Source organism: Amycolatopsis speibonae, assembly GCF_042647925.1.
In the GTDB taxonomy this organism is placed as follows: Bacteria; Actinomycetota; Actinomycetes; order Mycobacteriales; family Pseudonocardiaceae; genus Amycolatopsis; species Amycolatopsis speibonae.
The window spans coordinates 1-11,997 of record NZ_JBHRWK010000107.1 but is presented as its reverse complement, the minus strand read 5'-3'; the positions used below and the strand labels follow the sequence as shown (position 1 = coordinate 11,997).

The window sequence follows — 11,997 nt, the reverse complement described above, 5'->3', positions numbered from 1 at the left end:
CTCGGCGACACGGACTTGAACAATCTCTGCCTCGTCTGTCGCTACCACCACCTGGTCATCCACGGACAATCCGGCCGGCAAGTCCACATAGCTTCGGATGGCAGGCCCGAGTTCGTTCCCCCGCAATACCTGGACCCGCTACAAACACCCCGCCGCAACCATCGCTGAACCCGACGGAGCCCGCCACCGCCACCGGCGACGGACCCCTCGGCATGCCCAGAGCTAGTCGATGTAGGCACGGGCAAGGGCGACCACGTCGGTGGTACCGAACCCCCGGCCCAGCGGTATCCGGCTGGGGTGTCGGCCCCTTTGGATGGTCTGCTCGGCGCCGAGACGCAGAACTCCCTCCGAGCCTGTCTCTTCGTCGACCGTGGACGGCGGGCCCCACAGTGCCGAGACTGGACTCGAGAGCGACGCCACCGATCCAGGACGCGACCACGGTGCCGAAGCCGAACGAACGCGCTAGCCAAGGCACTGCACACGCCGATGTTCGCCATCCGCATCCGGCACGACTGTGTCAAACGGCTCCAGCCCTCAGCGCCCTCGACCGCTAGCGATGTCCGCGCCGCCCGAGGGCGTGGAACAGCGCCGTGGCGAGCACGACGCCCTCACGGGCGATCGGCGCGAGCAGGTGTTCGTCGGGCGCGTGCTGCAGGCAGCCCGGGTAGGAATGCGGCAGCCACAACGTCGGCAGGCCGAGGACGTCGGTGAACACGTGGTTCGGCAGGCCGCCTCCGAAGCTCGGCAAGAGCACCACAGGACGGTCGGAAACCTCGTCAAGGGCGCTCTTCGCCCAGCCCACCCACGGGTCGTCGACCGGAGTGCGGCTCGCCCGGAAGCTTCCCTCGGCGGTGACGCCGACCATCGAGAACCCTTGTGCGGCAAGGTGTTTCGTGATCGCCTCGCCCACTCCGTCGACGTCGGTGCCCGCGACGTAGCGCAGCTGCAGCATCGCGCGGGCGCGGCCGGGAATGGCGTTGACCGGCCGGTCGACGTCGGCCGCGCCGAGGGAAAGGACTTCGAGGGTGTTCCAGCCGTACAGCCGCTCGGCGGCGGTGAGCCCGGTGTCGCCCCAGCCCTCGTCCAGCGCAGGATCTCCAGGCATGTTCCCGATCTCGAGCCCGGTGAGCGCCGCGCGGACGCCGTCCGGGAGCTCGGGTGGCAGAAGTTCCGGCACCAGGACGCGCCCGTGCCCGTCGACGAGACAGGCGATCGCCCCGGCGAGCGTGGTGGCGGGATTGCGCAGGACGCCGCCCCAGTTCCCCGAGTGGTAGGCGTCGGGACGGAGATCGACGTCGAGGGCGATCCGGACGCTGCCCCGCGCGCCGAGGAACAGCGTCGGCGTCGCCGCGTCCAGGCGCGGGCCGTCGGAGGCGATGAGGACGTCGGCGCTCAGTGCCTCCCGGTGTGCCGCGACGAACTCGTCGAGACCGGGCGAGCCGATCTCCTCGCCGGTCTCGAACAGGAACTTGAGGTTGAACCCGAGCGATCCCGTCTCGGCGAGCAGCAGCCTGAGCGCGGTCAGGTTGATCAGGTGCTGCCCCTTGTTGTCCGCGGAGCCGCGGCCGTACCAGCGGTCGCCGTCGGCGGTCAGCGTCCACGGATCCCGGCCCTCGCTCCACCGGCCCTCGTGCCCGTCGACGACGTCGGCATGGCCGTAGCACAGGAGGGTGGGCAGTTCCGGAGACTCGATCCGGGTCCCGATCAGGAACGGGCCACCGGCCGGGTCGGGGTTGGGACACGTCGACACGGAACAGCCGAGCGCGCCCAACGCCGGAGTCAGCACCTCGTCCAGGTACGCCTTGATGGCAACGCGGCCGCTCGGATGATCGCTCACGGTCGGATACCGGACAAGGTCGGCGAGCTCGGCGAAGAAGGCCCCCGAGTCGACGTGCTCCTGGGCTTTCGAGACCAGTTCCGCCGGAATCGCCACGGTGTCTCCCGTTCCGCTCGTCGAGTGTCGTTGAGGAGCGTAAGCCGGTTTGCCCACACTGACTGGAGGCCGGCGATTCGGTCAGGCCGCCGTCGTGTCGGGCCGCAGGGCTGGGCCGAGCAGGAGCCCACCATCCGCGACGAACTCCGAGCCCGTGACGAACGCGGCGTCGGCCGAGGTGAGGTAGAGCAGGAGTGCGGTGATATCGGCCGGGGTTCCCATCCGGGGGATTGCGTACGGCTCGGGCGAGTAGAAGTCGGCGATGGGCGGCTGGCCGGCGATCGGTTCGTTGATCAACGGGGTGGAGATGACGCCGGGGTGGATGGAGTTGACCCGGACGCCGTCTCGACCCAGTTCCAGCGCGGCGGTCCTGGTGAGCCCGCGCAACGCCCACTTGCTGGCGACGTACGGCGCGTAGAGCGAGGTGCCGACGTGGGCCATCGTGGAGGCGATGTTGACGATCGCTCCGCCGCCGTTGCGGCGCAGCGACGGGGTCACGGACTTGATGCCTAGAAACGTGCCGGTGAGGTTGACGTCGAGTACGCGGTCCCAGACCCGCCGTTCGACGGCCTCGATCGGCACCGCGGGGTTCTGGACGCCGGCGTTGTTGACCAGAACCGCGATCGGACCGAACCGGCGTTCGGCCTCGGTGACCGCCGCCGTCCAGGCGTCCTCGTCGGTGACATCCAGGCGGACGAACAGTGCCCGCTCGCCGAGTTCAGCGGCGAGCTCCTTGCCCTGCCCTTCGGAGAGCGCGGCGATGACAACGTTCGCCCCCTCTTCGTGGTAGGCCCGAACGTGGCTGGCGCCCTGCCCGCCAGTGCCACCGGTGACGAGAACGGTCTGCTTGTCGAAGCGTCCCATGACGTGGTCCTCCCTGCGAAACAGTGGTGAGTCGAGTGACTCACCTCGCCAAGGTTAGGCAGCTGACAGGTGGCGAGTCAAGTGACTCGCCTCGCGTAGAGTGGTGTCCATGACGACGGAGCCCTCGCCCTACCACCGGCGCGTCGCCGAGCAGAAGCGGGCGGCCATCATCGAGGCCGCCACTCGACTGTTCCTCGACGCCGGGTACGCCGGCGCCTCGCTGGCCAAGGTCGCAGAGGCGGCAGGGGTGTCGAAAGCGACTCTGTTCAAGCAGTTCCCGACCAAGGCGGCGCTGTTCGACGCGATCGTGACGGAGTCCTGGACGGCCGAGGACGACGGCGACCTCCGCCCACCGGCGGGCGACCTGCGGGCGGGCCTGACGGCGATCGGCCACCGGTACGTCACCCTCCTCGCCCGGCCCGGCATGGCGGCCCTCTTCCGCATCGTCATCGCCGAACTGCCGCGCTTCCCCGAGTTGGGCGAGGCCCACTTCGAGCGCGGGAAGATGCCCTACTTCGACTCGGTGCGCCGCTATCTCGACACCGAGAACGCCCTGGGAACGGCCAAGTTGGACGACACGGAACTGGCCGCGACCCAGTTCCTCGGGATGATCTCCAACTACGTCTTCTGGCCCCGGATGCTGCTCGTCAACTGGTCCCCAGACGACGCATCGATGGCACACGTCGTGGACGAGGCCGTACTGATGATGGAAGCCAGATACGGCGCGGCGCGTGAAGGTGGATAAGCGGCCGGAAAGTGACCATTGCCGTTCACGGCGCGGGCCGGTCAGCGGATCAGCACCCCGGGATTGAGAATCCCCGCCGGGTCGAGCGCGGATTTGGCGGCGGTGAGCGCGGCCGCGAACGGGTCCGGGCGCTGCCTGTCGTACCAGGGCCGGTGGTCGCGGCCGACGGCGTGGTGATGGGTGATCGTGCCGCCGTGGCCCGCGATCGCCTCGGAGACGGCGGCCTTGATCTCGTCCCACTGCGCGACCGTGCTCCCCCAGCGCCCGGCGGCGTAGATCCCGTAGTAGGGCGCGGGACCGTCGGGATAGACGTGGGTGAAGCGGCAGGTGACGACACCGGCGCCGCCGCACACCTCGTCGATCGCGGCGCGGGCCGCCGAGGTGATCGCGTCGTGGAACTCGTCGAAGACGTCCCAGGTGCAGGCGGTCTCGAAGGTCTCCACGATGAGCGACCGGCGGGCCAGGGCGTCACGCTGGTAGGGCATCCGCAGGAACGACGATCGCCACGTCGAGGCCGAGTCGCCTTGGGGCCGGGCGGAATCCTTGGTGCGTTTGGTCTTCACCGTCCCGCCGTGACCGACGGCCAGTTCCAGCGCGCGCTCCAGCCAGGTGTCGACCGGATGATCGGCGGATTCGAACGCGACCAGGAGCAGTCCCCCGCCCACGCTCGCGCCCGCGTTGATGAAGGCTTCGGCAGGGTCGAGGAGGCGACAGTTCGACGGGTGGAGCCCGGACTGCGCGATCGCGCGGGTGGCGGCGACCGCGTCTCCCTGCCACTCGAAGGCGATCGACGCGGTGACCTGCCATACCGGCCGGTCCTGCAGGCGCATCCAAGCTTCGGTGATCACGCCGAGCGTGCCCTCGGAGCCGAGGAACATCCGGTCCGGCGAAGGGCCGGCGCCCGATCCCGGCAGACGCCGTGATTCGCTGATCCCGGCCGGGGTAACGACACGCAGCGACTCGGTGAGGTCGTCGATATGAGTGGCCAGCGTGGCGAAATGCCCGCCCGCGCGGGTGGCGAGCCAGCCGCCGAGCGTGGAATGGGCGAACGACTGCGGGAAATGCCGCAGGGTCAGCCCCAGCGGGCGAAGACGGTCTTCCAGTGCGGGCCCGAAGATCCCGGCCTGGATCCGGGCCGCGCGGCTCACCGTGTCCACTTCGAGCACGGCGTCAAGACCGGCCAGGTCCATCGAGATCGCCGGGCCGTCGAACCGCGGCTCGATCCCGCCGACGACGGAACTGCCGCCACCGTAAGGAATCAGCGGGGTTCCGGACACCGTGCACCAGTCGAGGAGGTCGACGACGTCCTGTTCGGTGCGCGGGCGGGCGACCAGATCCGGGACGTGGTCGAGCTGCCCGAGCAGATTGCGGACGACGTCACGGAAAGCCTTGCCCCGGGCGTGGGACAACCGGTCGGCAGGTTCGTCGCCGCACAACGCGGCGAGCGCCGCGGGCGGACGGATCCGCGAAGCCGGGACGTCGAGTTCCGAAGGTTCCGGCGGGGCGTGGTCGGTGAAGTCGTGCCCGGGCAACACGCCCGATGTTCGGGCGACCAGCGCGTCGGACTCTTCCTTGGACAGCTCGCCGTCGGTGGTGCCCCAGCCCCACCAGGACCGCTTTTCGGTCGGCATAGACGCCTCCCTTCGATCTGACTCGCCAGTAAGTTACTCAGCAGTCAGTTATTGTGTCAACGCATGGAGCACAGCACCGGTGGGCTGCTGCGAAAAGCCGACCCGTTCGCCCGTCCTGGCCTGCTGCGTCCGCAGGTGGATTCGCGGACGTGGGCGCGACCGCGCGCCGGCCGCCCACCTGCGGACCCCGGACGGCTCGGCGACGGGGTTCCAGGATGTGTCGGTCGAGGTGACCCCTCGTGCGGAACCCGAGATCGACCCGATGGGCCGTGCCATGCGGGTACCGCAGGGGTTTCGCTGGACCGTGCGGGACGGCGCCGAGGAGGTCGCCGTGCTCGACGGGACCGTGGACACTCCGCTGCGGTACGGGCACGGACGCGGTTACGTGGGCGCGTACTCGTTCGACGGGACTTCCGGGGCCGGGCGCTCTCGGGGACTGGGTACTTCGGATGGGTCGACTGCGAAGACCGCTAACGTGTGCTGCCGTGGCCCCCGGGAAACTTCCGCTGATCTACCTCGACGTCGACGGCCCGCTCATCCCGTTCGGACTGGAGTCCGCCCGCTACCCGATCTTCGGACCGGCGCCGCGGGACGACGAGAATCCGCTTCTCGGCAGGCTTGATCCGTCACAGGGCTCCCGCCTGAAGGCACTTCCCGGCGAGCTGGTCTGGGCCACGACCTGGCTACAGGACGCCAACGACTCCCTCACCCCGAGGCTCGGCCTGCCCCGGCTGCCGGTCGTGGACTGGCCCGAGCCCTCCGTCACCGACGAGTTCGACGCCCGCATCGGTCTGCACTGGAAGACCCGCCCACTGCTGGAGCACGCCGAAGGCCGTCCGTTCGCCTGGGTCGACGACGAGATCACCGACGTCGACCGCGACTGGGTGTCCGGTCACCACTCCGGGTCCGCGCTCCTGCACCGGGTCGACCCTCGGTACGGCCTGACCGGCGCCGACTACGACGTGCTCGGCGAGTGGCTGAGAGAATCCCGCCTCTCCTGACACACCGGACAGCTCCGCCGTCCAGGACCGATTCGAGGCCTTCGACGCTTTACAACGTTGTATCAACGATGTAAAAACGTCCTGACGGCCAGCCGTGGCCCGGCTCACACCGGTTCCCACCGGCCACGGGGTCGTGGTTTCACGCCTGCACAGGTCCAGCGGGAGGCGCACCTCCGCCGAGGTGGCCGCCCCCGGAGAAGGGTGTCAAGCAGATGCTGTCAACGTTGTCACCTCCCCGCCCCCGAGAAAAGCAGAGACGCTTCCGGAAGCCCCTGACCGCCGCGATGGCCCTCCTGGCCGCCCTGGCGTTGACGTCAGGCACCGCGACGGCCGCGGAGAGCGGCTGGAAGATGGGCAAGCCACGCCTGACCACCCCGTGGACCGGCCAGGTGTCGCCGTCCAACGCGTTGCCCGAGTACCCGCGGCCGCAGTTGGTGCGCGAGAACTGGCAGAACCTCAACGGGCTCTGGGAGTTCGCCGGCGCCTCGGCGGGCGAGGTCCCGCCGTTCGGGGAGAAGCTCGCCGAGAAGATCCTGGTCCCCTACCCCACCGAATCGGCGCTTTCGGGGATCCAGCGGCACGAGGACCACATGTGGTACCGCCGCACGTTCACCGTGCCCAAGAACTGGGACGTGGGCCGGGACAACACCCTGCGGATCAACTTCGGCGCCGTCGACTACAAGGCGAAGGTCTGGGTCAACGGCAAGGAGGTGGCCGCGCACCAGGGCGGCTACGGCGCGTTCTCCGCGGACGTCACCTCGGCGCTGAAGCCCAAGGGAGAGCAGGAGATCATCGTCGGCGTCGAGGACCGCGCCGACGCGACCTGGCAGCCCGTCGGCAAGCAGCGTCTCGTCCCCGACCGCGGGATCTTCTACGAAGGCGCCTCGGGCATCTGGCAGACGGTGTGGATGGAACCGGTCGCGGCCAAGCACGTCGGCACGCTCGGCATGGTCCCCGACATCGAGTCCTCGACGCTCAAGCTCACGGTCGACAACGGCGGCAAATCCGGGCTGACCGTCGAGGCCGTGGTCCGCGACGGCCGGAAGGTGGTCAGCCGCAGCAAGGCGTCCGCTGCCGGGACGCTCTCCCTCCCGGTTCCCAAGGCGAAACTCTGGTCGCCTGACTCGCCGTTCCTCTACGACCTGGACGTCGAACTGAAGGACGGCCGCCGCACCGTCGACAAGGTGTCCTCCTACTTCGGCATGCGCGAGTACGGCACCACGAAGGGCGCCGACGGCAAACTCCGGTTCACCCTCAACGGCAAGATCCTCTTCCTGCAGTCCACTTTGGACCAGGGTTACTGGCCGGACGGCATCTACACCGCGCCGACCGACCAGGCGCTGCGCTTCGACCTCGAGCAGCACAAGGTCCTCGGCTTCAACACGGTCCGCAAGCACATCAAGACCGAACCCGATCGCTGGTACCACCACGCCGACAAGCTCGGCCTGCTCGTCTGGCAGGACATGCCGTCGATGCGCACCGGTGGGCGTCCGCCCGTGGACGCCCAGCAGCAGTTCAAGGTCGAGCTGAAGGAACTGGTGGAGCAGAAGAAGAACTGGACCTCGATCGTCGGCTACGTGCCGTTCAACGAGGGCTGGGCGGAGTGGTCGCGCGAGGAGACCGGGAAGGTCGCCGAAAGCGTCAAGGCCCAGGACCCGACCCGGCTGGTCAACGCGCACAGCGGGGTCAACTGCTGCGACTCGCTCGGCGACTCCGGCAAGGGCGACGTCCTCGACTGGCACGCCTACCCAGGCCCCGCGAAGCCGATGCCCGACACCAAGCGGATCTCGATCGACGGCGAACACGGCGGCTACGGCCTCGAGGTCAAGGACCACATGTGGTTCGGCGAAGGCCACGCCTACGAGATGGTGAAGGACCAGGCGACCCTGAACAGCCGTTACGTCCAAAACCAGCGCGATGTGCTCTCGTCGGCGCAAAGCTGTGGGATCAGCGGCTCGATCTACACGCAGATCACCGACGTCGAGCACGAGGTCAACGGCTTCTTCACCTATGACAGGCAGGTGAAGAAGATGGACTTCGCACAGGTGCGCGCGGTCAACCAGGCGATCATCCGCAACGCCGACGGCAGCGGCAGCGGCGCGCCCGATCCGGGCCCCGGCACCCCGGGGATCACCGGTGTGCACGCCTACAAGTTCGACGAGGGCAACGGATCCAGTGCCGCGGACTCGGTCGGAGCCGCGCACGCCACGCTGTCCAACGCCCAGTGGGCAGGCGGTGTCGAGGGCGGAGCGCTGGCCTTCGCGGGCAACGGCCAGGCCGACGCCGGGGCGAACCTCGTCGACACGGCGGGCAGCTACTCGGTCTCGGCGTGGGCGAAGCTGGACGAGGCCAGTGGCGCGTTCCAGACCGTCGTCAGCCAGGACACCGGCCGCGACAGCGCGTTCTTCCTGCAGTACTCCGGGCAGGACCAGCGGTGGGCGATGAGCTTCGTCGGCCTCCGCGCCCTGTCACCGGAGAAGCCGGAAGTCGGCAAGTGGTACCACCTGACCGGCGTCCGCGACGCCAAGGCGGGAACGTTGTCGCTCTACGTCGACGGCAAGAAGGTCGCCTCGCAGAACGCCTGCTCCGCCCCACCGAGCACCGGCCACACGGTGATCGGCCGCGGCCAGTACGGCGGCCAGCAGGTCGACTTCCTGCGCGGCGCGGTGGACGACGTCCGGTTCTACGACCGGCCGCTGTCCGACGCCGAGGTCGCGACGCTGGCGAAGCGCGACTGAGCCCGCTCACGCGGCGCCGGGGCCACTCCCGGCGCCGCGTGTTCGGCACGAAAGAAGATCCGTATTCCGCGCGAAACGAGAAGACTGGACGACGAATTCCGTGATCGTCCGCGTGGAGGGATCGAGTTGAAGGTCATCGCCATCGAAGAGCATTTCACCCATCCGACCTTGTACAACGAGGAAGGCGAGGGTGAACTGGGCGATCACCCGATCATGGTGGACATCCGGAAGAAGCTCCGTGACCTCGGACGCGGCCGGATCTCGGACATGGACGCGGCGGGCATCGACGTCCAGGTCCTGTCTCACGCCGTCCCCGGCGCTGAGGCGCTGAAGCCCGAGGAAGCGCACCGGGCGAGCCAGGCGAACGACGCGCTGGCCGACGCGATCTCCCACCATCCCGACCGGTTCGCCGGTTTCGCCGCTCTGCCGCTGCAAGCCCCGGACGCAGCGGCCGACGAACTCCGCCGCGCCGTCGAGGAACTCGGGCTGAAGGGCGCGATGCTCAACGGCCTCACCACCGGGCGTTTCCTCGACGACGCGGCGTTCCAGCCGGTGCTCGCCGCCGCCGAATCGCTCCGGGTCCCGCTCTACCTGCATCCGGCGCTCCCGCCGAAACCCGTGCTGGACGCCTACTTCTCGGGCCTGTCCGACCTCCAGGCCGACAACCTCGCCACCGCGGCCTGGGGCTGGCATTCGGAGACGGCGGTGCACCTGCTGCGGCTGATCGTCTCCGGTGTCCTCGACGAGTACCCGGACCTGCAGATCATCATCGGGCACATGGGCGAGATGATCCCGTTCGCGCTTTCGCGGATCGACGTGGTGCTGACACCGATCAACGAGCAGCTGAGGCAGCCTGTCGCGGACTACTTCAAGACCAACGTGCACATCACCACCAGCGGCTACGCGACCTTCCCGCCGCTGCAGTGCGCGCTGGCCGTGCTCGGGGCCGACCGGATCATCTTCTCGGTCGATCACCCGTACACCCCGAACGAGCCCATGGTGAACCTGCTCAAGACCGCGCCGATCGACGAAGCGGACCGCGAGAAGATCTCGCACGGGAACGTCGAAAAGCTCCTGAAGCTCAAGTAAGTGCCGCTGCTACGCGGGCCAGGTCCGTGAAGGCCTCCTTGCCTACTCTGAAGGTAGTGAAGGAGGCCTTCGCTACCTTGTGATCGTCACTCTCGCCCCAGACGCACCCGCTCCACCCACTCCCGCAGGACGTCGCCGAGCACGGGCAGCGGAACCTGCCCATGCCTCAGCACGACGTCGTGGAAGTCGCGGATGTCGAAGGCTTCGCCCAGGCGGTCCTCGGCAAGGGCGCGCAAGCGCTGGATCTCCAGCCTGCCCGTCATGTAAGACAGCGCTTGGCCGGGCCATTCGATGTAGCGATCGGTCTCGGACCGCACCTCGACGCCGCTGAGCACGCAGTGCTCGGTGAGGTAGTCGACGCATTGCTGCCTGGTCCAGCCCAAGGCGTGCAGGCCGGTGTCGACGACGAGCCGTGCCGCGCGCAAGGAGTCCTCCGCGACCATGCCCAGCCGCATGATGTCGTCGGAGTACAGGCCCATTTCGTCGGCGAGCCGTTCGGTGTAGAGCGCCCAGCCTTCGTCGAACGCCGAGAGCGGGACGAGCTTGCGCAGCCGTGGCACTCCTTCGAGTTCGAAGGACACACAAGCCTGGAAGTGGTGTCCTGGAACGGCTTCGTGAAAGGCGACGGACTCGGCGATGAACCGGAACCGTTCGGTCACCCGGTAGGCGTTGGTGGAGTAGACGCCGGGACGGCTGCCGTCGGCCGAGGGTGGCATGTAGTACGCCTGGGCGGCGGACGGGCCATCCGCTTCCGGTACGGCGCGGACGACGCATTCGGCGGACGGCACCCGGCGGAACCAGCCGGGAGCGGCGGCCGTGGCCCGCGCGACCGCGTCCGTCGCCGTCGTGATCATCTCGTCCGCGTCGCGCCAGCGCAGCGACGGATCGGTGCGCAGCCGCCGCCGGACCGCGACGGGGTCGTCCTCACCGAACACGGCGGCGCCGAGTCGTCGGTATTCCTCGTCCAGCGCCCGCCCTATTTCGAGGCCGGTCCGGTGTAGCTCCTCCGCGGAGACACCGGTGGTGGTGTGCGTCTTGACCAGCCCCGCGTAGCTTTTTTTACCGCCCTCCAGCCAGCAAAGACCCGGCCGGTCGTCGGGACGGCCGTGTCCGGCGATCTCGTGGGCGAGCATCTCGCGGTAGGCGACGAGCGCCGGCCGCACCTTTTCGGTGAACAGCCGCTCCCGCCGCGCCATGCGGTCGCCGGTCAGGGCCGGGACGACCAGCGGGTTGGGTTCGGCGGCCAGGAACCGGTCGAGGTAGTCGACGGCGTTGCGCACCGCGCGTTCCACCGGGGTCCGGCCTGCCTCGATCCCGGCGCGATGGCGGTCGGCGAGCGCCTCGAAGAACTCCGGGAACGCCGAAAGCCTCGCCAGGTAGTCCTCCTCCGCCTGTTCCCCGGACGGTGCCAGCTGCGGAAGCCAGGACAGTGCCCCGATGCCTTCGGCGGCCATCGGGTCGGCGAGGATGAACTCGCTCAACCGTGCGTCCAGCCTGGTCAGGAGCGATTCCGCGTGGTGGGCGACGACGCCGAGCGTGATCCGGTCCGGATCCGTGGAGCGGGCGGCGTGTCCGGCGATCCGGACAGCCCGTTCCCTCAGCCGGGCGTCACCGGCCTCGGAGACGTCCCGCAACTCGTGATCGTGCCCGGCGATATTGTCGAAGGTCGCCATCAACGGCATCTCTGACGCGAGTACGTCGAGGAGTTCGTCGGCCAGCTCCGCCGCTGTCGGCTCATCACTCATACCTGACAACTACCAGACCGGATCCGTTTCCCGCTGGCAATTTCCCGTTACCCGACCGGGCCGATCACCCGTTCGGCCGGTCCGGTGCACGCGCTCGCGACGGCGGCTCGTGTCCACTGTGGATCGCCTCGTGAGCGGTAAGAACGGTTAGTACGGCAGCAGCAGTGTGTGATGTGGCGGCGTGTCGTGGGTATGAGGACGGCCACCGCGTGATCGACTTCAAGGTGTGTTGGATCTCGAAGAGGACGCGG

9 protein-coding genes and 1 pseudogene are annotated in these 11,997 nt (G+C 68.8%); 6 read left to right on the top strand and 4 right to left on the bottom strand.

The features are described 5' to 3' along the window. Nucleotides 1-168: pseudogene (locus tag ACFOSH_RS41815) on the top strand (HNH endonuclease); the annotation flags it as partial. Between the two features lie 382 nt (nucleotides 169-550). Here the strand turns inward: ACFOSH_RS41815 and ACFOSH_RS41810 are convergent. Further along, entirely contained in the window at nucleotides 551-1,933 is a 1,383-nt protein-coding gene (locus tag ACFOSH_RS41810) for a M20 family metallopeptidase (RefSeq protein WP_378246973.1), read from the bottom strand. A gap of 81 nt (nucleotides 1,934-2,014) precedes the next feature. Beyond that, nucleotides 2,015-2,797 carry an SDR family NAD(P)-dependent oxidoreductase gene (locus ACFOSH_RS41805; RefSeq protein WP_378246971.1) on the bottom strand — a complete coding sequence of 261 codons (783 nt, stop codon included), beginning with the start codon at nucleotides 2,795-2,797 and terminating at the stop codon, nucleotides 2,015-2,017. A 109-nt stretch (nucleotides 2,798-2,906) separates the two neighbouring features. Here ACFOSH_RS41805 and ACFOSH_RS41800 point away from each other — a divergent pair, with 109 nt between their 5' ends. Next, on the top strand, nucleotides 2,907-3,542 hold the full coding sequence (locus ACFOSH_RS41800) for a TetR/AcrR family transcriptional regulator (RefSeq protein WP_378246969.1): 636 nt from the start codon (nucleotides 2,907-2,909) through the stop codon (nucleotides 3,540-3,542). Nucleotides 3,543-3,583: 41 nt separating this feature from the next. On the opposite strand, the gene ACFOSH_RS41795 is transcribed toward ACFOSH_RS41800, so the two are convergent. Then, nucleotides 3,584-5,173 carry an FAD-binding oxidoreductase gene (locus ACFOSH_RS41795; RefSeq protein WP_378246967.1) on the bottom strand — a complete coding sequence of 530 codons (1,590 nt, stop codon included), beginning with the start codon at nucleotides 5,171-5,173 and terminating at the stop codon, nucleotides 3,584-3,586. Between ACFOSH_RS41795 and ACFOSH_RS41790 the strand changes: the two genes are divergently transcribed. The 4 genes from ACFOSH_RS41790 (at nucleotide 5,055) to ACFOSH_RS41775 (ending at nucleotide 10,001) form a co-directional block, all read left to right on the top strand. After that, the gene (locus tag ACFOSH_RS41790; RefSeq protein WP_378246965.1) at nucleotides 5,055-5,795 is read left to right on the top strand and encodes a DUF6670 family protein; all 741 of its coding nucleotides are present in this window, start codon (nucleotides 5,055-5,057) and stop codon (nucleotides 5,793-5,795) included. The genes ACFOSH_RS41795 and ACFOSH_RS41790 overlap by 119 nt on opposite strands. Continuing rightward, complete coding sequence (locus ACFOSH_RS41785; RefSeq protein WP_378246975.1) at nucleotides 5,680-6,174, top strand: hypothetical protein; 495 nt, start codon at nucleotides 5,680-5,682, stop codon at nucleotides 6,172-6,174. Before ACFOSH_RS41790 ends, ACFOSH_RS41785 begins: the two co-directional genes overlap by 116 nt. A gap of 284 nt (nucleotides 6,175-6,458) precedes the next feature. Next, entirely contained in the window at nucleotides 6,459-8,912 is a 2,454-nt protein-coding gene (locus ACFOSH_RS41780) for a LamG-like jellyroll fold domain-containing protein (RefSeq protein WP_378246963.1), read from the top strand. A 126-nt stretch (nucleotides 8,913-9,038) separates the two neighbouring features. Beyond that, nucleotides 9,039-10,001, top strand: coding sequence for an amidohydrolase family protein (locus tag ACFOSH_RS41775; RefSeq protein ID WP_378246961.1), 963 nt, complete (start codon nucleotides 9,039-9,041; stop codon nucleotides 9,999-10,001). An 86-nt stretch (nucleotides 10,002-10,087) separates the two neighbouring features. Here ACFOSH_RS41775 and ACFOSH_RS41770 read toward each other — a convergent pair whose 3' ends face one another. Beyond that, on the bottom strand, nucleotides 10,088-11,746 hold the full coding sequence (locus ACFOSH_RS41770) for a DUF885 domain-containing protein (protein ID WP_378246959.1): 1,659 nt from the start codon (nucleotides 11,744-11,746) through the stop codon (nucleotides 10,088-10,090). Nucleotides 11,747-11,997: the final 251 nt, after the last annotated feature.

What these genes read in the sequence shown, in the direction of transcription:
- ACFOSH_RS41800 (WP_378246969.1), top strand. Translation starts at nt 2,907, where the DNA reads ATGACGACGGAGCCCTCGCCCTACCACCGGCGCGTCGCCGAGCAGAAG.
- ACFOSH_RS41770 (WP_378246959.1), bottom strand. Translation starts at nt 11,746, where the DNA reads ATGAGTGATGAGCCGACAGCGGCGGAGCTGGCCGACGAACTCCTCGAC.
- ACFOSH_RS41795 (WP_378246967.1), bottom strand. Translation starts at nt 5,173, where the DNA reads ATGCCGACCGAAAAGCGGTCCTGGTGGGGCTGGGGCACCACCGACGGC.
- ACFOSH_RS41780 (WP_378246963.1), top strand. Translation starts at nt 6,459, where the DNA reads ATGGCCCTCCTGGCCGCCCTGGCGTTGACGTCAGGCACCGCGACGGCC.
- ACFOSH_RS41805 (WP_378246971.1), bottom strand. Translation starts at nt 2,797, where the DNA reads ATGGGACGCTTCGACAAGCAGACCGTTCTCGTCACCGGTGGCACTGGC.